At 72.8% G+C, this 19,693-nt stretch carries 18 protein-coding genes; 2 read left to right on the forward strand and 16 right to left on the reverse strand.

The features are described 5' to 3' along the window. Positions 1 to 20: 20 nt before the first annotated feature. The 14 genes from ACY34I_RS27595 to ACY34I_RS27660 all read right to left on the reverse strand — a co-directional run bounded on the left by ACY34I_RS27595 (position 21) and on the right by ACY34I_RS27660 (position 15,027). On the reverse strand, positions 21 to 1,049 hold the full coding sequence (locus tag ACY34I_RS27595) for a sugar phosphate isomerase/epimerase family protein (protein ID WP_462757944.1): 1,029 nt from the start codon (positions 1,047 to 1,049) through the stop codon (positions 21 to 23). Then, positions 1,046 to 1,957, reverse strand: a complete 912-nt coding sequence (locus tag ACY34I_RS27600; RefSeq protein WP_462757945.1) for an SCO3242 family prenyltransferase — start codon at positions 1,955 to 1,957, stop codon at positions 1,046 to 1,048. The genes ACY34I_RS27595 and ACY34I_RS27600 overlap by 4 nt, the downstream gene beginning before the upstream one ends. After that, the gene (locus tag ACY34I_RS27605) at positions 1,954 to 3,102 is read right to left on the reverse strand and encodes an inositol-3-phosphate synthase (protein WP_462757946.1); all 1,149 of its coding nucleotides are present in this window, start codon (positions 3,100 to 3,102) and stop codon (positions 1,954 to 1,956) included. The genes ACY34I_RS27600 and ACY34I_RS27605 overlap by 4 nt, the downstream gene beginning before the upstream one ends. A 222-nt stretch (positions 3,103 to 3,324) precedes the next feature. Further along, complete coding sequence (locus ACY34I_RS27610; RefSeq protein WP_462757947.1) at positions 3,325 to 4,530, reverse strand: Gfo/Idh/MocA family protein; 1,206 nt, start codon at positions 4,528 to 4,530, stop codon at positions 3,325 to 3,327. 20 nt (positions 4,531 to 4,550) lie between these two features. Then, positions 4,551 to 5,603 carry a substrate-binding domain-containing protein gene (locus ACY34I_RS27615; protein ID WP_462757948.1) on the reverse strand — a complete coding sequence of 351 codons (1,053 nt, stop codon included), beginning with the start codon at positions 5,601 to 5,603 and terminating at the stop codon, positions 4,551 to 4,553. Between the two features lie 91 nt (positions 5,604 to 5,694). Then, entirely contained in the window at positions 5,695 to 6,807 is a 1,113-nt protein-coding gene (locus ACY34I_RS27620; RefSeq protein ID WP_462757949.1) for an ABC transporter permease, read from the reverse strand. 43 nt (positions 6,808 to 6,850) lie between these two features. Further along, positions 6,851 to 8,362 (reverse strand): sugar ABC transporter ATP-binding protein, encoded by a 1,512-nt coding sequence (locus tag ACY34I_RS27625; protein WP_462757970.1) that lies wholly within the window; start codon positions 8,360 to 8,362, stop codon positions 6,851 to 6,853. A gap of 97 nt (positions 8,363 to 8,459) precedes the next feature. Continuing rightward, a complete protein-coding gene (locus ACY34I_RS27630) occupies positions 8,460 to 9,638 on the reverse strand; it encodes an ROK family protein (protein WP_462757950.1) in 1,179 nt (392 codons plus the stop codon). A gap of 364 nt (positions 9,639 to 10,002) precedes the next feature. Further along, a complete protein-coding gene (locus ACY34I_RS27635) occupies positions 10,003 to 11,064 on the reverse strand; it encodes a YihY/virulence factor BrkB family protein (protein ID WP_148801931.1) in 1,062 nt (353 codons plus the stop codon). A gap of 61 nt (positions 11,065 to 11,125) precedes the next feature. Beyond that, the gene (locus ACY34I_RS27640) at positions 11,126 to 11,932 is read right to left on the reverse strand and encodes an ABC transporter permease (RefSeq protein ID WP_148801933.1); all 807 of its coding nucleotides are present in this window, start codon (positions 11,930 to 11,932) and stop codon (positions 11,126 to 11,128) included. 8 nt (positions 11,933 to 11,940) lie between these two features. Then, positions 11,941 to 12,735, reverse strand: a complete 795-nt coding sequence (locus ACY34I_RS27645) for an ABC transporter permease (RefSeq protein ID WP_255472495.1) — start codon at positions 12,733 to 12,735, stop codon at positions 11,941 to 11,943. A 223-nt stretch (positions 12,736 to 12,958) separates the two neighbouring features. After that, positions 12,959 to 13,717 (reverse strand): class I SAM-dependent methyltransferase, encoded by a 759-nt coding sequence (locus tag ACY34I_RS27650; protein WP_462757952.1) that lies wholly within the window; start codon positions 13,715 to 13,717, stop codon positions 12,959 to 12,961. A gap of 324 nt (positions 13,718 to 14,041) precedes the next feature. Further along, positions 14,042 to 14,233, reverse strand: a complete 192-nt coding sequence (locus tag ACY34I_RS27655) for a DUF397 domain-containing protein (RefSeq protein ID WP_148801939.1) — start codon at positions 14,231 to 14,233, stop codon at positions 14,042 to 14,044. Beyond that, positions 14,224 to 15,027, reverse strand: coding sequence for a helix-turn-helix domain-containing protein (locus tag ACY34I_RS27660; protein ID WP_255472496.1), 804 nt, complete (start codon positions 15,025 to 15,027; stop codon positions 14,224 to 14,226). Before ACY34I_RS27660 ends, ACY34I_RS27655 begins: the two co-directional genes overlap by 10 nt. Before the next feature lie 548 nt (positions 15,028 to 15,575). Here ACY34I_RS27660 and ACY34I_RS27665 point away from each other — a divergent pair. Then, entirely contained in the window at positions 15,576 to 15,770 is a 195-nt protein-coding gene (locus ACY34I_RS27665; protein ID WP_462757953.1) for a flavin reductase, read from the forward strand. Positions 15,771 to 15,782: 12 nt separating this feature from the next. Here the strand turns inward: ACY34I_RS27665 and ACY34I_RS27670 are convergent, their stop codons facing one another. Both ACY34I_RS27670 and ACY34I_RS27675 read right to left on the reverse strand, forming a co-directional pair. Beyond that, positions 15,783 to 16,196 (reverse strand): carboxymuconolactone decarboxylase family protein, encoded by a 414-nt coding sequence (locus tag ACY34I_RS27670; protein ID WP_148801943.1) that lies wholly within the window; start codon positions 16,194 to 16,196, stop codon positions 15,783 to 15,785. A 143-nt stretch (positions 16,197 to 16,339) separates the two neighbouring features. Next, a complete protein-coding gene (locus tag ACY34I_RS27675; RefSeq protein WP_148801945.1) occupies positions 16,340 to 17,272 on the reverse strand; it encodes an ABC transporter ATP-binding protein in 933 nt (310 codons plus the stop codon). Between the two features lie 196 nt (positions 17,273 to 17,468). On the opposite strand from ACY34I_RS27675, the gene ACY34I_RS27680 reads away from it, so the two are divergent. Continuing rightward, positions 17,469 to 19,691, forward strand: coding sequence for a TRAP transporter permease (locus tag ACY34I_RS27680; RefSeq protein WP_462757954.1), 2,223 nt, complete (start codon positions 17,469 to 17,471; stop codon positions 19,689 to 19,691). The last annotated feature ends 2 nt before the right edge of the window (positions 19,692 to 19,693 follow it).

Raw genomic sequence — 19,693 nt, forward strand, 5'->3', positions numbered from 1 at the left:
CTGAGCCGGGTGGCAGGTGCTCAGCCACCGCCTTTGCTCTGCAGCCCTTTACGCAGCACCCGCGGTCCGGACGTGTTGCCTCCGTGGCTGCAGAGCAAAGGGTCCGAGTCGGTTGTCCGGTGCCGGGCGGTCCCGGCGGCGGCGTGCAGGAATTCGATCGACCGGGCGGCGACCGCCGGCGCGGCGTGCGAGTGCCGGGGCAGCTCCACGGCCACCAGGCCGCGGTAGCCGGCGTCGGCGAGGGCGCGCAGCACCGGCGGGAAGTCGATCTCGCCGGTGCCGAACTCCAGGTGCTCGTGCACGCCCCGGCGCATGTCGTCGATCTGCACGTTGACCAGGTGCTCGGCGACCGCCGTGACGCAGTCGGGCACCGGCCGGGGCTCCAGACAGCGGCAGTGCCCGATGTCGAGGGTGAGGCCGAAGCCGGGCGGCGCGCCGAGCGCGTCCCGCAGCCGGTGCCAGCCGGCGATGTCCTCGACCAGCATGCCCGGCTCGGGCTCGAACCCGAGCGGCACGCCGGCCGCCGCGGCCTCGGCGCAGACGGTGGCGCAGCCGGCCACGAGCCGGTCCCAGGCGACCGACTCCGGCACCTCCGGCGGGCGTACGCCGGCCCAAAAGGAGACCGCCTCCGCGCCCAGGTCCGCGCCGATCCGCACGGCCCGGCGGAGGAACTCGATCCGCGGCGCCGGGTCGTCGTGCAGCAGCGTCGGGGCGTGCTTGTGCCACGGGTCGAGCAGGTAGCGGGCGCCGGTCTCGACCACCACGGCCAGGCCGAGCGCGGCCAGCCGGCGGTGCACCGCGGCCACCCGGCGGCCGAGTTCCGGGGCGAACGGGTCCAGGTGGTCGTGGTCCAGGGTGAGCGCCACCCCCTGGTAGCCGAGGTCGGCGATCACGCCGAGCGCGTCGTCGAGCCGGTGGTTGGCGAAGCCGTTGGTGCCGTACCCGAAGCGGAGCCCGGCCGGGTCCAGCGGGCCCCCGTGCCCGGCCGGTGCGTCCGCCGCCGCCTGGGTGGTGCCGGGCGACGCGGAGGGGAGCGAAGGGCTGGTCATGTCGGCGAGATCAGCCGGGCCAGGCGGCGGCCGAGCGGGGCGGCGGCCGCGACGGCGAGGCCGAGCAGCCGGGCGCCGGCCCGGGCGGTCAGCGCGCCCTGCAGCGCGGGCAGCCCGGTGATGCCCGCGCCGACGGCGGCCCGGACCCGGGCCGGTGACGGGTCGGCGAGCACCCGGACCTGCGCCGATCCGTAGCGGGTGGCGTAGCCGGCGGCGAGCGCGGCGGGGACCGGCTCGGTGCGGCTCAGCGCGGTGGCGGCGACCAGGGCGGTGCCGGCCAGGGTGGCTTGGGGCAGCCGCCGGTCGGCGCCGGAGACCTCGCGGCGGGACAGCGCGGTGACGGTCCAGGTGTGCGCGGCGACCGTCAGCGCCGCCGGCAGCGCCCGGAGGACGCCCCGCCGGGCCGAGGGGACGCCGCGTGTCGCACCCCGGCCGGTGTCGGCCCGGCGGTCGCGGCGGCCGGGAGCGGGGCTTGCGCCGAGCAGCACGTCCAGGCCCCGGCAGGCGGCCATCACGGCGGGACCGGCGGCGGTGTTCTTGGCGAGCAGGTCGTACCCCCAGATCGCGCCGGCGAGCGGGACCGCGACGGCGGCGGCCCGCCGACCCCCGGCGGCGGTGGCCACGGCGAGCCCGGCGGCGGTCAGGCCGGCGGCGACCCCGAACGCGGCGGCCGGGTGGACCCGGCCGGACGGGATCGGCCGCTCGGGGCGTTCCACGGCGTCCAGCCGCCGGTCGGCCCAGTCGTTGGCGGCCATGCCGGCCCAGTAGAGCAGCACCGACGCCCCGGCCAGGGCCGGCGTCCGGCGGTCCAGCGCGCCGGCCGCCGCCGCGCCGGCCACCACGTCCCCCGGTACGGAGAGCGCGGCGGGCGCCCGGACCAGCTCGGCGAGGTCGGCCAGCCGGGTCATCGGCCGGCTCCGGCGTGCAGCCCGGCGACGAAGTCGCAGAGCACCGCCCACTGCCCGGCGAGCGAGTGGGTGGGCGCGTCGATGCCGTCCTTGAAGAAGAAGGCCAGCTCGGCCAGCGGGCCGTGGCGGCCGGCGGCGTGCGCGGCGGCGGTGAGCCGGGCCAGGTCGAGCACCAGCGGGGCGGCCAGCGCCGAGTCGCAGCCGTGCCAGGTGAACTCCATCCGCATCCGGGTGCCGAGGAAACCGGCGAAGGTGACCAGGTCCCAGGCGGTCTTGAAGTCGCCGAGTTCCTCGACGTAGTCGATCCGGGTGTCGCCCTGCGGCAGGTAGCCCAGGGTCTCCCCGAGCACCCGCTGCTTGCTGCCCACCTTGGCGGCGTTGGCGGCCGGCTCGGCGAGCGTGGCGCCGTCCCCGCCGCCGAGCAGGTTCAGCCCGGACCAGGAGCGCACCGCCAGGTGCCGCATCGCGAACATCGGCGCGAGCACCGACTTGACCAGGGTCTCCCCGGTCTTGCCGTCGTGCCCGGCGTACGGCAGGCCGCGCTCCTCGGCCAGGGCCGCCAGCGCGGGCAGCCGGGCCCCGGTGGACGGCGTGAAGTCGACGTACGGGCAGCCGGCGGTGAAGGCCGCGTACGCGTACAGCGAGCTGGCCGGCAGCACGTCGGCGGAGCCGGCCAGCGCCTCCCGCAGCGCGGCCAGGTCGTGGTGGGCCGGGTGCGCGGCGACGGCCGGTTCGGTGGTGGAGACGTTGACCACCACCACCCGGTCCAGGGCGTGCCGGTCGCGGAACTCGGTGAGGTCGCGGGCCACGGCGGCCGCCCGCTCGGCCTGGGTGGCCCCGGTCGGGGCGGGACGCAGCCCCGCCTCGACGCTGGCCAGTTCCCCGGCGAGGGCGTCCACCAGCCGGCCGGGCAGCACCCCGGCGGTGGCGAGCGCCTCGGCCCGTTTGATGAGCGGACACGCGACCACGTCGTGGCCGCCGAACACCAGGTCGGCGAAGGCCGGCAGGGCCGGCCCGCGCAGGTCGGGCAGCTCGGTGACGCACCCGGTCGGGTCGGTGAGCCCGGCCCGCAGGGCCAGCGCCCCGACGATGCTGGTGGTCGCGACCGAGCCACGCGCTCCCACCAGCCAGACACCCGTACGCATCGTGCTCCCTCCCCAGGGTCGGGTCGGTCCGCCGGTGCGGCCGGGGAATCCCGGTCCGGCCGCACCGGTGGGCCGTGCTTGGTCGTGCCGGGCCGGAGGGCTCCGGTGGCACGCTCCCCTGATCCGACCTCGTCCCCGCCGCGGGGCGCAACCGCGGCGGGCCCTCGCCGGTCGGGCTCCGGGAAGCCTCCTCGGGCGGCGCCCCTGCGGGCGCCGCGTGGATCAGGCGGCCACTTCGGCCAGCGCGGGCTCCACCTCCGTCCAGCTGGCCAGCTCCGCCGAGCGGGTCACCGCGTCCAGCACGAGCTGGACCTGCAACGCGTCGGCGAACGACGGCGCCGGGTCAGTGCCGGTGGCGACCGCCTCGACGAAGTCCCGCACCTCGTGGGTGAAGGAGTGCTCGTAGCCGATGATGTGGCCGGGCGGCCACCAGGCCGACATGTACGGGTGCTCCCCCTCGGTCACCAGGATGCGGGTGAAGCCCTGCTCGGCCGTGGGCCGGCTGGCGTCGTAGAACTCCAGCTCGTTGAGGCGTTCCAGGTCGAAGACCAGGGTGCCGAGCGAGCCGTTGATCTCCACCCGGAGGGCGTTCTTGCGGCCGGTGGCGAACCGGCTCGCCTCGTACGTGGCCAGCGCGCCGCCGTCGAGCCGGGCCACGAACGCCGCCGCGTCGTCCACGGTGACCTGACCCATCGACTGGCCGTGGCCGTCGGCCTGCGCGGCCAGGCCGCTCGACCCGGCCGGCAGCGGCCGCTCCCTGACGAACGTCTCGGTCACCGCGCTGACCCCGGTGATCCGCTGTCCGGTGACGTACTGGGTGAGGTCGATGATGTGCGCACCGATGTCACCCAGCGCGCCGGAGCCCGCCTTGTCCTTCTGCAGCCGCCAGACCAGCGGGAACTGCGGGTCCACGATCCAGTCCTGCAGGTACGCCGCCCGGACGTGCCGGATCTCGCCGAGCCGCCCGTCCGCGACGAACTGCCGCATCATGGTGACCGCGGGCACCCGGCGGTAATTGAACCCGCACATCGCCCGTATCCCGGCGGACCGGGCCTGGGCGGCGGCGGCCGCCATCTGTCGGGCCTCCTCGACAGTGTTGGCGAGCGGCTTCTCGCACAGCACGTGCTTGCCGGCGGCCAGCGCGGCGATGGCGATCTCGCAGTGGCTGTCCCCCGGTGTGCAGATGTCGACCACGTCGATCTGGTCGGACTCGACCAGCCGCCGCCAGTCCGTGGTGTGCCCGTCCCAGCCGAGCCGGCCTGCGGCGTCGGCCACCTTCAGCTCGTCCCGGCCGCAGATCAGCGCCATCCGCACCCGCGCCGGCAGGTCGTACACGCGGTTCACGGTGCGCCACGCCTGTGAGTGCGCGGCGCCCATGAACGCGTAGCCGACCATGCCGACCCGCAGGACATTGTCGTGAGTGGACAAGGTGGGTCTCCCCCCGTGTATCAGAACCCGAGCTTCAGGTAGTTGCTCGCGTTCTCCTTGGTGATCGTCTCGGAGGCGAGCACGATCTCCTTCGGGACCTGGAGTTCCACCAGGTCCGACATGCCCTTGTTCTGGCCGATCAGGCGGGCCAGCGAGATGGCCGAAGAGGCCATCGACGGGCTGTAGGTGACGGTCGCCTTGAGGACGGTGTTGTCGGCCTGGATGTCCTCCATGGCCTTCTTCGAGCCGGCGCCGCCGACCATGAAGAACTCCTTGCGGTTGGCCTGGTTGACCGCGGCGAGGACACCGATGCCCTGGTCGTCGTCGTGGTTCCAGAGCGCGTCGAGCTTCGGCAGGGCCTGGAACAGGCCGGTGGCGGCCTGCTGGCCGGAGTCGGCGGTGAACTCGGCCGGGCGGCGGTTGGCCACCTTCAGGCCGTACGACGCCAGGGTGTCGGCGAAGCCCTTGGAGCGTTCCTGGGTCAGCTCCAGCGAGTCGATGCCGGGGATCTCGCCGATGACCGGGTTGCTGACCCCCTTGGCCTTGAGCTGCTCGGCGATGTAGGTGGCGGCGGCCACCCCCATGCCGTAGTTGTCGCCCTTGATCTGCAGGCGGTAGGCCCGCGCGTCGGGGAAGGCGCGGTCCAGGTTGACCACCGGGATGCCGGCCTTCATGGCCTCCAGGCCGAACGCGTTGAGCTCCTTGCCGTCGTGCGGCAGCAGCACGATCACGTCGGGCTTCTGGGACAGCAGCGTGGACAGCGCCGCCCGCTGGGCCGCCGCGTCGGCGCCGGCCTCCACGGACTTCAGCTCCACGTCGGAGTACGCCCCGGCCTGCGCCTTGGCGTTGCTGGTGATCGCGGCGATCCAGCCGTGGTCGGCGGCCGGCGCGGAGAAGCCGATGGTCACCTTCTTGCCGGGCTCGCTGTTGCCGCCGGTCGCCGCGGCCTTGGTCTGGGCGGCGGTGGGCGTCTGCTCGTTGCTGGTGCAGCCGGCGAGCACGACGCCGGCGGAGAGGGCCGCTCCGCCGAAGAGCAGCCGGCGGCGCGACAGGTCGCGACCCTGCGTTGTCATGACGGCCTCCTGGATGAGGTGGTGGGGTGAAAAGGGTGTGCTGGGCCCGGCCACCGTCGCTGTCGAGGTGGCCGCCGGTGTCGCGGTCGGATCAGGTGGTGCTGGTGGCCCGGTTGCGGCGGAGGAACTGGGTGAGGCTGCCGAACTGGACCTGCTGGACCAGGACGGCGGCGACGATGATGCCGCCCTTGACCATGTTCTGGGCCTCGGTGGAGAGGCCGTTGATGGCGAACAGGTTGGTGATGGTGGAGAAGATGATCACGCCGAGCAGGGAGCCGATGATGGTCCCCCGCCCGCCGCTGAGCAGCGTGCCGCCGATGATCGCGGCGGCGATCGCGTCGAGTTCGTAGAGGTTGGCCATCGCCGCCTGCGCGGAGGTGGCCTGCGAGGTGAGCATGATCGCGGCGATGCCGCAGCAGAGCCCGGAGAGCCCGTAGAGCAGCAGGGTGTGCCGGCGGACGTTGATGCCGGCGAGCCGGGCCGCCTCCGGGTTGCCGCCAACCGCCACCGTACGGCGGCCGAAGGTGGTGCGGTTGAGCAGCACCCAGCCGGCCACCACGACCGCGGCGAGGATGTAGACCAGCAGCGGGATGCCGAGGACGTTCGTGCTGGCGATGCCGTTGATGAAGGTGTCGTTCGAGACCTGGGTCTGCTTGTCGGAGATCTCGGCCGCCAGGCCGCGGGCGGCGACCATCATGGCCAGCGTGGCGATGAACGGCACCAGCCGCCCGTACGAGATGAGCAGCCCGTTGACCAGGCCGACGGCGAGCCCGACGGTCAGCGCACTGAAGACCATCCCGCCGGCGCCGTAGCTCTGGGTGGCGACCGTGGTGCACCACACCCCGGCGAGCGCGACGATCGCGCCGACCGACAGGTCGATGCCGCCGCCGATGATCACGAAGGTCATCCCGACGGTGACCACGCCGACCACCGAGGCGAGTTTGAGGATGGTGAGGGTGTTGCCCCACACCCAGCTCGCGTTGCCGTAGAGGTCGGGCCGGGTGAGGATGCCGATGACCACCAGCACCAGCAGGGTGGCCAGCAGGCCGAGGTTGCGCCGCGCGCCCTCGCCCCCGTCACCGCGCCACCAGGACAGCCGTGCCGGCGCGTCGGACTTCGCGGTCTCGGCCCGGTCGACCGGCGGCGACTGGGCCGGCAGCCCCGCCGCCCGTTCCGGCGCCGCGGTCGGTGTCGTCTCGCTCATGCCGCCGCCTCCGTCCACACGTCGGTCTCTGCGCATCGCTCGGTCATGCCGGTGCGCCTTCCATGAGGGACCCCGCCATGACGAGGTCGAGCACGGTGTCTTCGTCGATTTCGCCGGCCGGGGCCTCCCGGACCACCCGGCCCTCCCGCATCACCAGCACCCGGTCGGCCAGGCCGAGCACCTCCGGCACCTCGCTGGAGACCAGCAGCACCCCGACGCCCCGGGCGGCGAGGGACCGGATGACCTGGTAGAGCTCGGCTCGGGCGCCCACGTCCACGCCCCGGGTCGGCTCGTCGAGCAGCAGCAGCCGGGTGTCCCCGAGCAGCCACCGGCCGACCACCACCTTCTGCTGGTTGCCGCCGGAGAGGGTGCGCACCGGCCGGCGTACGTCGCGGGGACGCAGCTCCAGCGAGTCGGCGATCCGGTCCGCCTCGGCCCGTTCCCGCCCCGCGTCGGTGAAGCCGAGGCGGGCGTACCGGCCGAAGGTGGCCAGGGTGACGTTGCGGTAGATCGGCTCGCCGAGCAGCAGCGCCTGGCTCTTGCGCTCCTCCGGGGCCATGCCCATGCCGGCCCGCACCGCCGCCCCGACGCTGCCGGGGCGCAGCGTCCGGCCGCCCATCCGGACCGTGCCGGCCTGCGCGCGGCGGGCGCCGTAGATGGTCTCCAGCAGCTCGGAGCGGCCGGAGCCGACCAGTCCGGCGATGCCGACGATCTCCCCGGCCCGCACGGCCAGCGACACGTCGGCGAACTCCCCGGACCGGGTCAGCCCGTCCACCCGCAGCAGCTCCGCGCCGGCGGTCTCGTCGGCCGGGCGCTCCGGGAAGACGTACTCGATGGTCCGCCCGGTCATCCGGGCGACCAGGTCGTTGGTCGGGGTGCCGCGGGCCGGCAGGTTCGCCGCGGTGGTCCGGCCGTCCTTGAGTACGGTGACCCGGTCGCCGATCTCGCGGATCTCCTCCAGCCGGTGCGAGATGTAGATGACCGCGATGCCCTGCGCGGTGAGTTCCCGGATGATCCGGAACAGGTTGCCCACCTCGTCGTGGGCGAGGACGGCGCTCGGCTCGTCCATGATGATCAGTCGGGCCTCGTGGGAGAGCGCCCGGGCCATGCTGACGATCTGCTTGCCGGCGGCGGGCAGGTGGCGGACCAGCCGGCCGGGCGGGATCTCCGGGTGGCCGAGCCGGGCCAGGATCTGCCGGGTACGCCGGGCCATGTGGCCGCGGCGGACGAAGCCGAGCCGGCGCGGCTCGTGGCCGAGGAAGGCGTTCTCCGCCACCGACAGGTCCTCGACCAGGTCGAGCTCCTGGTAGATGGTGGCGATCCCGGCCCGCATCGCGGCCTGCGGGTTGGCGAAGCTCGCCGGCTCGCCGCGCCACTCGACCTCGCCGGAGTCCGGCCGGTGCACCCCGGCGAGCACCTTGATCAGGGTGGACTTGCCGGCGCCGTTCTGGCCGAGCAGGCAGTGCACCTCGCCGGCCCGGACCTCCAGCTGCACGCCGTCCAGCGCGCGTACCCCGGGGAAGGTCTTGACCACGTCGGTGAGCCGCAGGACCATCTCGCCCGCGACGGTGTCGGCGGGGGCCGCCACCAGTGGGTTCGTCACCTCGGCCTCCTTGCTGTCCAGCGGAACGGCCCGTCCTCGCGCCGGGCGGTCATGACGCCTCCCCGAAGGCGAGGTCGCTGGCGAGCACGGCGGCGCCGGCCACCCCGGCCCGGTGGCCGAGTTCGGAGAGGACGACCGGCAGGTTGCCGGTGGCCAGCGGCAGCGAGCGGCGGTAGACCACGCTGCGGATCTCGGCGAGCAGGATGTGGCCGAGCTGGGCGAGCCCACCACCGATCACGATCATCGAGGGGTTGGTGAAGCTCACCAGCCCGGCCAGCACGCTGCCGACCCGCCGCCCGCCTTCGCGGATGAGCTGGATGCAGGTGACGTCCCCCTCGACCGCCCCCTGCGCCACGTCCAGCGCGGTCACCACGCCCCGCGCGGCCAGCCGGTCGGCGAGCGCCGGGGAGACCCCGGCCCGGGCCGCCGCGGTGGCCTCCCGGGCCAGCGCGGCCCCGCTGAAGACGGCCTCCAGGCAGCCGAGGTTCCCGCAGGAGCACATCGGACCGTTCGGGTCGACCTGGATGTGGCCGATGTCGCCGGCGCACCCGTCGGTGCCCCGGTAGACCTCGCCGTTGAGGTAGATGCCGCAGCCGATGCCGGTGCCGATCTTGATCAGCAGGAAGTCGTCCACCGAGTGGGCGACCCCGCCGTGCCGCTCGCCGATCGCCATGATGTTCACGTCGTTGTCGACCACGGCCGGGCAGCCGTGCTCGCGGGTGAGCACCTCGCGGACGGGGAAGCGGTCCCAGCCCGGCATGATCGGCGGCGAGACCGGCACCCCGTCCCGGAAGCTCACCGGCCCGGGGACGCCGATGCCCACCGCGTCCAGCCGCTCGTACGCCCCGTCCACCTTGGCCTTGTGCAGCAGCTCGGCGACCCGCTGGAGGATCACCTTCGGGCCGGAGCGGATGTCGGCCGTCTCGGTGTACGCGGCCACCGGCTCGAGCCGGCCGTTCACCACCTCGACGTCGATCGAGCTGGCGCCCAGGTCGACCGCGGCGAAGCGCAGGTGCGGGCTCAGTTCGACCAGGGTGGACCGCCGCCCGCCGCGGGACGCGGCCAGCCCCGCCTCGGCGACGTATCCGAGCCCGACCAGCCGCTCCAGCTCGGCGAGCAAGCGGGGGCGGGGCATCTGCAGGCGGTCGCCGAGTTCGGCCCGGGACACCGCCCCTTCGTCCCGGAGCAGTCGCAGGAGCCGTACGTGCAGGGGGTCCACAGTCCGCACCGGCACACCTCCGCATCGGAGTCGTTCACATCGACGCAACGGCGACGTGTCGTGTCCGACACAGTAGGAGGCTTCCGGGTCACGTGTCCATAGCTTCAGCACATCCGATCCAAACTTTTGTCCATGCGAACAAAAGCCCGGCTGTGGATCACGGAAAGCATGATCGTCTTCAGGAACAAGAACAGCGCGCTGCCACGGGGTGGTAGCGCCAGGTCAGACTGTCGGGCTGGATCGACGCCGCCGCCCCACGGCCGCCGTCCCGGCGCGACCGACGCGACAGACGGCGAGACGGCGGGGCGGCGGACGGCGGGACGGCGGGACGCCGGGGATACCGGGACTGCGGGAAACGGCGGCGCGGGACGGGTCAGTCGCCGGCGGCGGGCCTGCCCTTCTTCCTGAGCTTGCGGTCGTCGCGCAGTTCGACGTACGGCTCCGACTCGGCGGGGTGCCCGGCCGCGATGGCCCGGCCGCGCTCCAACTCCGCGTCGAACTCCGCGCCGAGCAGGATGGCGATGTTGGTCAGCCAGAGCCAGACCAGAAAGATGATCATGCCGGCCACGGCACCGTACGTCTTGTTGTACGAGCCGAAGTTGCCGACGTAGACGGCGAACAGCGCGGAGACGACGAGCCAGATCACCACGGCCAGCACGCCGCCGGGGCTCACCCAGCGGAAGCCGCCGTGGCGAGCGTTCGGTGAGGCCCAGTAGAGGATGGCGAACACCAGGCTCACCAGGATCAGCAGCACCGGCCACTTGACGATGCTCCACACCGTCACTGCCGTCGAGCCCAGGCCGATCGCGCTGCCGACCTGCGTGGCGAGCCGGCCGCTGAAGACCACGATGACCGACGCGGCCAGCAGCATCACGCCGACCAGGGCGGTCACCCCGAGGCGGACCGGCAGCGTCTTCCAGATGGGCCGACCCTCCGGCACGTCGTAGATCGTGTTGGACGCGCGCATGAAGGCGGCGACGTAGCCGGAGGCCGACCAGAAGGCGCCCAGCACACCGACGACCGCGGCGATGCTGGCCAGGCCGCCCGAGCTGCTCGCCTGGGCGATCGCGATGTCGATGATGTGCCGGATGGTCGGCTGCGGCGCCGTCTGGTCGAGGGTTTCCTTGACGCCCTTGACGGCACCCGGGCCGAGCAGGCCCACCACCGAGATGAGCGCCAGCATGCCCGGGAAGATCGAGAGTATGCCGTAGTAGGTGAGCGCGGCCGCCCGGTCCGTCAGGTTGTCGGTCTGGAACTCCCGAACCGTGCGCTTGAGCGCCGCCTGCCATCCGGTGCCCGGCAATGCCGTCGGGCGCTGCGGGCCCTGGTCCGGGCCGACCGGACCGGCCCGGCCCGCGCGGTCCCGCCCGCCTGACGCGTTGCCCGAATCGTCGCGGTCACGCCCGCTGCGGGCGGAAGACTCATCGCTGGCCATCGGCCCTCCCTGGTCGTCGGCGTCGTCCCACGAGATGCCCGACGGCAGGCCGGTTAACCACCTACTTGTAGAGCAACCTCCCCATCCGCCGGGAGGCGAGCGCGAGCATCCCGGCGGTCAGCGCCAGCAGGTACGCCACGTCTGGCAGCCACGACCAGCCGGACACCCCCACGCAGATCTCCCGGATCAGGTGCACCGACCGGTAGAGCGGGGTCACCTCGACCACCCAGCGCAGTGCGGTCGGGTACGCCTCGGCCGGCACGAAGGTGCCGGAGAAGAGGAAGAGGGTGAACTGGGCCGACCCCATCAGGTCAAAGTCCTGCCAACTGCGCATCAGGGTGGAGACCGTCATGCCGAGCGCGCCGAACGCGAAGCCGACCAGCACCGCGGCCGGAAAGGCGAGGACCGCCCGCGCGGCGGTGGTCAGGTCCATCGCCACCATGATCACCAGGAAGGCGGCCGAGTAGAGGCTGCCCCGGATCATCGCCCAACCCAGCTCGCCGAGGGCGATCTCGAACGGCTGCACCGGGGTCGCGATGACCCCGTCGTACAGCTTCATGTACTTCATCTTCCCGAAAAAGTTGAAGGTGGTCTCCGACAGCGCCCCGCTCATCGCCGACGAGGCCAGCATCGCCGGGGCCACGAACGCGGCGTACGACACCGCCTGCCCGCCGGGCAGGGTGAGGTCGCCGACCAGCGCGCCCACCCCGACCCCGATCGAGAACAGGTAGAGCACGGGCTCCAGGAAACCGGAGAGCAGCACCAGCCAGTACGCGCTCCGCAGCGCGGTCAGGTTGCGCTCGGCCACCGAGGCGGAGCGGCGCATCCCCGCGGAGCCGACCAGCCGGGGCAGGACGAGAGCGACCACGGGATCTCCTAGACGACGAGCGAGCGGCGGAACACGCGCGTGGCCAGCAGCCAGCCGGCGGCGGCCCAGGCGGCGAGGTAGAGCAGGTGACCGACGATCGACCACTGCGGAGCGACGCCCAGCGTGGCGGCCCGGCAGAGATCCACGCCGTGCCAGAGCGGGGTCGCGTACGCCACCTGGCGCAGCCCCGCCGGCAGCGACTCGACCGGGAAGAACACCCCGGCGAAGAGGGTCATCGGGATGATCGCGAAGCGGAACAGCAGAGCCAGGTAGCTGTCGCTCGGCACGACGGCGCTGAACGCGAAGGTCGGCGCGGCGACCGCCAGGCCCAGCAGCAGGCTCACCGGCAGCACGGCCACCGCCCACGGCGACCGCAGCGCCCCGAACAGGGCCGTCACCAGCAGGAACGCCGCCGTGCTGGTGAGCACCCGGAACAGCACGAAGGCGAGGTGCCCGGCGAGGATGTCGCCGCTGCGCAGCGGCGCCGCCACCTGCGCGTGGTAGGTCCGGATCCACCGGAAGTTACTGTGCACCGGCCAGGTCGACTCGGCGACCGCGACCTGGAGGGCGGTGGAGGCGATCAGGCCGGGCACCAGCCACTCGAGGTAGGGCACCCCGCCGACGCCCTGGCGCACGTACGCGCCGACGCCGAGGCCGAAGCCCACCACCGTCAGCACGGGCAGCAGGAAGGACGAGAAGACCCCCGCCCGCCAGGTGCGCCGGTAGCCGACCAGGTAATAGCCGAGCACCGCCAGCGCCGGCACCCTGGGCACCGCCGGCCCGGCCCGCTCCGCCACGCTCACGTCGACCACCCCCGCTCGCCGTCCACGTCGGTCTTCCTACCGCCCGGGTACGACAAGACCGCCGGCCACCCTACGACTGGTCAACGAACGGTGTCGCGCCAGTTTCTCCGCTCCCGCAGGCCCAGCGGGTGGCTGCCGGCGCGCGGCGAACGGCAGGCCGGTCCCCGAAAACGGGCGGACGGACCACGCCATCTTCACCCTGAACGCCCCCGAAGCGACCGCATCAGCACAGTTCGAGCGTGAGCAGCGGCTCAGCAAACACCGGCGCTGGTGCGCCGGGGTCGGCGGCAACAGACTGCTCCAGTCGGCGGAAGCCGGCCTCCAGTTCGTCGGGACTGAGCTGCGCGAAGAACGAGAGGGTGCGCAGGCGCAGCCGTTCGAGCATGTCACCGCGGGTGCCCGCGGACGGCTCGGTGAACGTGCCGAAGCTGGTCACGCGCCAGCCGAGCGACGTGAACATCGCGATGACCTCGTGCAGCGGCTGAAACAGCGAGGCGTCCACCTCGTAACCGCGGGGGAAGTACTCCAGCCACCACGGCCGGGGATGGTGGTCGCTGAAATTCGCGCGCAATAGCAGCCGCCCGCCGGGCCTGAGCACCCTGGCCAGCTCCCGGGCTGCCCGAGGCTTGTCCTGCACGTGATGCCAGGACAGGAACATGAGAGCGTAGTCGGCGCTGCCGGACGGCACTGGCATGTCCTCGGCGGCGCCGGCCAGATACCGCACACCGGGATGCTGGGACTGCGTCTGCGCAATCTCGCGCATGCGGACCGACGGCTCGACGCCGGTCACTGGCCCGAACGCTCCGGCCAGCGCGGGGGTGAACCTGCCGGTCCCTGAGCCGACGTCCAGCCCCGCCAGCGGACGCCGCTCGGGCAGCACCGCTGCAAAGGCGTTGATCCATACCTGCAGTTGCTGCTGGGTGAGCGCGCGACCGCGCGCGTAGTCCTGGTACTGCTCCGTGTCGTAGTCGATCGACCTCATCGCACCTCCCCGTTGGCGGGCGACCACAAACGCCGTCCCGATATATCACTCCGATACATCGGGACGTTATTCGTCGTCGCGTCACCCCACAAGGTGCCTATGCGACGGGAGCTTCAACCGACGACCCGCTCGACAAGATGCGCGGGCTACTGGCCACGGCATAGGAGGCGTCACCGAGCGACAGCCCGCCAGGCCCAACGCCCACCGCTGCGACCCCAGGCAGGGAGGTCACGTCGCCCGTGCTCGCGTACTGGTCGCCGACGGATCAAGGCCGGCAACGACCCAACCAGGCCCAACGACGAAGAACTCCTTGTTGCGGCCGCGCTACGGCCGCTCGGCGATTCCGGTGACGAACGCGCGCCAGGCGTCGGGGCCGAAGGCCAGCACCGGACCACCCGGGTCCTTGGAATCGCGTACGGCGACCACGCCGGAGAGGTTGTCGGCCACCTCCACGCACGCCCCGCCTTGGCCGCTGCTGCGGGTGCTCTTGCGCCACCGCGCGCCGGTCAGGTCCATGTCTCCGCCACTTCCGCAATCAAGTCGAGGGACTGCTGGTGCGATAGTGCCTCACCGCGGATCGACTCCCACACCTCGACCATCTCCTGCACGAAGTCGGTTCGGTCGATCGCCTGCCCGTGGCGCTGCCCCTCCAGGTAGACGATGTCCTCCCTCGTTGGCGAGGTGGCGATCACGAAGTGCCCAGCGAGTCCAGGGTAGGCCCCGGCTGACATTGGCACGACGTGGATACGGACTCGGGGCAGCGTGGATCCCAGCTTCACCAAGTGCTGCAACTGCTCGCGCATCACCGCCGGCGTACCGATCCGGCGGTGCAGGACGTACTCGTCGACGACGGCGGTGAGTAGGGGCGGCCGATCGCGGGTGAGCACTGCTTGGCGATCCAGCCGGGTCGCCACCTGCTGCTCGATCTCGTCCGCAGCGAACAACCCGCCGCCAGACAGCAGCGCACGAGCGTATTCCTCGGTCTGAAGCAAACCGGGCACGCACAGCGGCTCGAACCAGCGCAGCGCCGTGGCCTCCTGTTCGATGCCGGCCCAGTCGCGGAACCACGGGACCACGGTCTCCCGGCTGATCCGGCGCTGGATGCGCTCGAACCGCCCGTCCGCGCCGAACACGGTGTCGCACCGGCGCGCGAAGTCGAGGCTCGGCCGGCGCTCGGAGGTCTCCACCTTGGCGACCAGGGCACCCGAATAGCTCAACGCCTCGGCCAACGCGGTCTGGGACATGCCGCTGCCGGCCCGGGCCAGCCGTAGCTCCTCCGCGAAGTGGTCCAGCATGGACGAGCTTTCCACGGACACCCTCCGTACATCCTCGTACCGCGTGGGATCGGCCGCCGTACGCGCTGGTCGTCGGCGCGCGGGACCTCCCACCGTAGTCGCGTCCTCAGCAGACTGTCACGCAGTGGAACCGCTCACGGGATCGGACGGCGGGCGGAACCAGGCCGGGGCGCCCGCCGGACAACGAGGTCCGCCGGGCGCCCCATTCCACAGCTGCGGAGGTTCGACCATGCGACTCAGGTTCTGGCGTTGCCAGCGACCGGCACCACCCACCACGCTCCCCCGGCGCACCCCCAATGCGCGCCCGTCGTGGGCGACCGCACCGACCGAGGTGTTCCCGATCGACGGGCCGGGACGCCCGGGGCGGCTGACCCGCGTGCAGGAGTGGCGGGCGAACGGGGGCCGCTGGCTGGCGTCACCGCGCTGCCCCGAGAAGGAGCCGAGCGGACCCGAGGAGGAGCCGAGCGGGCCTGAGAAGGGGCCCGCGTGAGCCCGAGGAGGGCGCGCGCTGATGCCTCGCTACCGGCCGCACGTGGCGGCGCGTCCGCCCCTGGCGCTGCCGGGTGTGCGGCGCGGCGTGGCCGTGCTCCCCGGCCCGGCTGGCGCTGCTCGGCGAGTACCGCGAGAACCGGACGGGCCTGCTGATCTATCTCGGCGCGCTCCTGCACGAGGCGATGACCGACCTCGCCGACCTCAACGCCCAGGCCTCACCGGAGGCGCTGGCCAACCGCTTCCTGACCTGGGCCAGAGCCCGCTGATAAGGCGGCCGGTCAGCCGGCCGTGGTGGGGCGGACGGGTAACAGGTTGCGCTCGGCGAAAACCTTCTTGGCGACGAGGGTGGCGTTGACCGCCCGCGGCACACCGCAGTACACGACGGACTGCAGCAGCGCCTCGACTATTTCGGAGGGCGTCAGGCCGGCATTGAGCGCGCCGTTGACGTGCACTTCAAGCTGGGCCTCGGCGCCACCGAGACCGGTGAGTATGCCGAGGGTCAGCAGTTCCCGGTCGCGGCGCGCCAGCCCGGGGCGGACGTAGAGGTCTCCGTAGGACCAGGCGACGGAGCGGTAGCTGAGCTCTGGTGAGACGTCGGCGAGGGCATCGAGAAGCTTCTGCCCGGCGCCGCCGTCGGCCTGCCGGAGTGCCGCCAGGCCGCGCTCGTACTGTTCGTCACCGTTCACGGTCATGGTTGTGCCCTACCTCTGAGCAGTGGTCCCGTCGGCCTGGGGCAGCGGCCCCGGCGCCGCGGTGTACCCGTGGCGGTGCCGGACAAACGACTCATCTTCCGCGTCCCGCGCTCCAGGGCCGGAGCCGCCGTCGCGCCTTGCGACTAGTCCACCAAGGTGCGGCCGGTGAGATGGAGGAAGACGTCCTCCAGGCTGCTGCGGCGGACCAGGACGCTGGCCGGGACGAGGCCGCGTGCGGTCACCTCGGCCACCGCCGCGTCGCCGTCGGCCACGTAGAGCAGGATCCGGTCGGGCAGCACCTCGACCCGCTCTCCCAGGCCGCTCAGCTTGCCGGCGAACGCCTCCTGCGACTCGGCGGCGAAGCGCAGCTCGACCACCTCGCGGGTGGAGTGCCGCTCGATGAGGGCGCGCGGCGAGCCCTCGGCCACGATCCGGCCGCCGTCCATCACCACCAGCCGGTCGCAGAGCTGCTCCGCCTCGTCCATGTAGTGCGTGGTGAGGACCAGCGTGACGCCCTGCTGCTTGAGCCGGAACAGCCGCTCCCAGACCAGGTGCCGGGCCTGCGGGTCGAGCCCGGTGGTGGGCTCGTCGAGCAGGACGATCTCCGGGTTGTTGACCAGCGCGCGGGCGATGGTCAGCCGGCGCTTCATGCCGCCGGAGAGTGGCTCCACCTTGCTCTCGGCCCGCTCGGTGAGCTGGACGAAGTCGAGCAGCTCGGCGGCCCGCTCGCGGGCGACCCGGCGCGGGATGCCGAAGTAGCGGGCGTAGGTGGTCAGGTTTTCCCGGACGTTGAGCTCCGGGTCGAGGCTGTCGAGCTGCGGGCAGACGCCCAGCCGGGCCCGGATCGCGGGACCGTCGCGGACCGGGTCCATGCCGAGGATGCGCAGCTCGCCGCCGGAGGGCGGGGAGATGCAGCCGATCATGCGCATGGTGGAGGACTTGCCGGCCCCGTTCGGCCCGAGGAAGCCGAACGCCTCGCCCGGGCGCACCTCCACGTCGATGCCGTTGACGGCGGTGAAGTCACCGAACCGCTTCACCAGCCCCCGCGCCTGGATGAGTGGTTGAGCTGTGGTCACCGGCCGACCCTAGCGGGCCGGTCCGACAGCTTCGACCGGTTAACGTCGGACTTCGCCGCACTCTCGGCGAGGGCATTTGCGAGAATCACTCGGAACAGCATTGCTCTGGGTAATTGCCGCCCCATTTCCGTCACTTAGCGCAATCACATTCGGCAATGGTTCCATAATGTGAACTATTCGCGTATCGTGCCCCCTCGTGTCGCCCGTTCGCCCGTCCGACGGCTCCGCGCCGACGCCCCTGCCCGCCGGGACGCGGGATGCCGCGTCCGACCTGGACAATGCCCCGGTGCCGCTCCCGCCCGACGCGGGCGCGGTCGACGACCCGGGGCGGGCCGACGACGGGCGGGTCGCCGCACCTCCCGACACCCGGGAGCTCGCCGCCCAGTTCGAGGACGAAAAACCGGGACGGGTCCTGTCCGGACCGGTCGGGCGGCTGTTCACCGGCGTCACGGTCGCCGTCGCACTGCTCGCCCTCTGGCAGGTGTTCTTTCCGCTTCCCCAGGGCAGCAAGTACTACCTGATCATCTTCCTGACCGGCGTCCTGCCGGCGGTCTTCCTGGCGTACCCGTCTGGGATGCGGCTGCGGCGGACGAAGGACGGCCCGACGGAGGCGGCCGACGCCGCGGCGCGGCACGGCGGGCCCACCCCGGTCGACTGGCTGCTGGCCCTGGCCGCGCTGGTGACCTGCCTCTACCCGGTGCTGCCGGTGACGCTCGGCGCGGGCGGTGGCGGGTACGACGCGTTCCTCGACCGGCAGGGCCTGCTGGTGCCGCTGGACGTGGCGATGGGCACCGTGCTGATGCTCCTGCTGCTGGAGGCGTGCCGGCGGACCACCGGCTGGATCCTCCCCGCCGTCTGCCTGCTCTTCCTGGCCTACGGCTACTACGGCGGGCTGCTGCCGCAGTCCTGGGCGGTGGCCCACGCCGGGCTCGACTTCGGGCAGCTCATCGACGCCTTCTACAACTCCGACAGCGGCTTCTACGGCACCCCGCTGGACGTGGCCGCCTCGTACATCGTGCTCTTCACCATCTACGGAGCGGTGCTGGACCTGTCCGGGGCCGGCCGGTTCTTCGTGGAACTCTCCGCCGCCGCGTTCCGCCGCTCCCGGACCGCCGCCGGCCGGACCGCCGTCGCCTCGGGTTTCCTGCTCGGCACCGTCTCCGGCTCGGGGGCGGCCACCACCGTCAGCATCGGGGCGGTCACCTGGCCCATCCTGCGCCGCGCCGGCTACCCCGCCGAACGGGCCGGCGGCATGCTGGCCGCCGCCGGGGTGGGCGCGATCCTCTCCCCGCCGACGCTGGGCGCGGCGGCCTTCATCATCGCCGAATACCTGGGCGTGTCCTACCTGCAGGTGCTCGGCTGGGCGACCGTCCCGACGATCCTCTACTACCTGGGCATCCTGCTCTCCGTGGAGATCGACGCCCGGCGCTCCGGCGTCCGCGCGGTGGCGATCGACAGCGGTTCGGCCTGGCGCCTACTGGCCCGCTTCGGATACCACTTCCTCTCGCTCATCGTGATCATCGTGGTGCTCGCGACGGGCGCCTCGGCGACCCGCGCCGTGGTGATCGCCACCGTGCTGGCCGCCGCCCTGTCCTTCCTGGACCGTCGCCACCGGCTCACCCCGGCCCGCCTGGTCGAGGCGCTGCGCGGCGGCGTACGCGGGGTGCTCGCGGTGAGCGCCGTCTGCGCCGCGGCCGGCATCATTACCGCCACCACCACGAAGACCGGCCTCGGCCCGCAGGCCGCCGCGCTGCTGGTGAGCGGGGCGCAGGCGGTCAGCTCCCAGCCGGCCGTGGTGCTGGCGCTCACCGCGCTACTCGCCGCCGTCGCGCTCAGCCTGCTCGGCCTGGCCGTGCCGGTCACCGCCTCGTTCGTGATCGGCTGGGTGATCATCGGCCCGGCGCTGCTCAACCTCGGCGTCGCCGCCCCCGCCGCGGCGATGTTCGTCTTCTACTTCGCGGTGCTGTCCGAGGTCTCCCCGCCGACCGCGCTCGCCGCGGTGGCCGCCGCCGCGGTGACCGGCGGCCGGCTCGTCCCGACGATGTGGCAGACCCTGCGGTACGCGCTGCCCGCGTATCTGATCCCGATCGCCTTCGTCATCACGCCAACCGGTCTCGGGCTGCTCGGCATCGGCGGGGTGGAACGGATCCTGGTGGCCGGCGTGGTCTCGGCGCTCGGCGTCACCGTGCTGGCGGTGGCCGCGGGCGGCTGGCTGCCCGGCGTCGGCCCGGCCGGCGTGCCCGAGCGGATCGTCGGCGCGGTCGCCGGGCTGGTGCTGCTCTGGCTCGAACCCGTGCCCGTCACCGTCGGCGCCGTCCTGGCCGCGCTGACCCTGACGGGTGTGCTCGTCCGACGTGGATCCGCCGGCCGCGCCGGGGTCCCGTCGGTGCCACAACAGCTGGACCATGGGGAGGAGTAGAG

The organism is Micromonospora sp. RTBAU3-60, assembly GCF_054963695.1.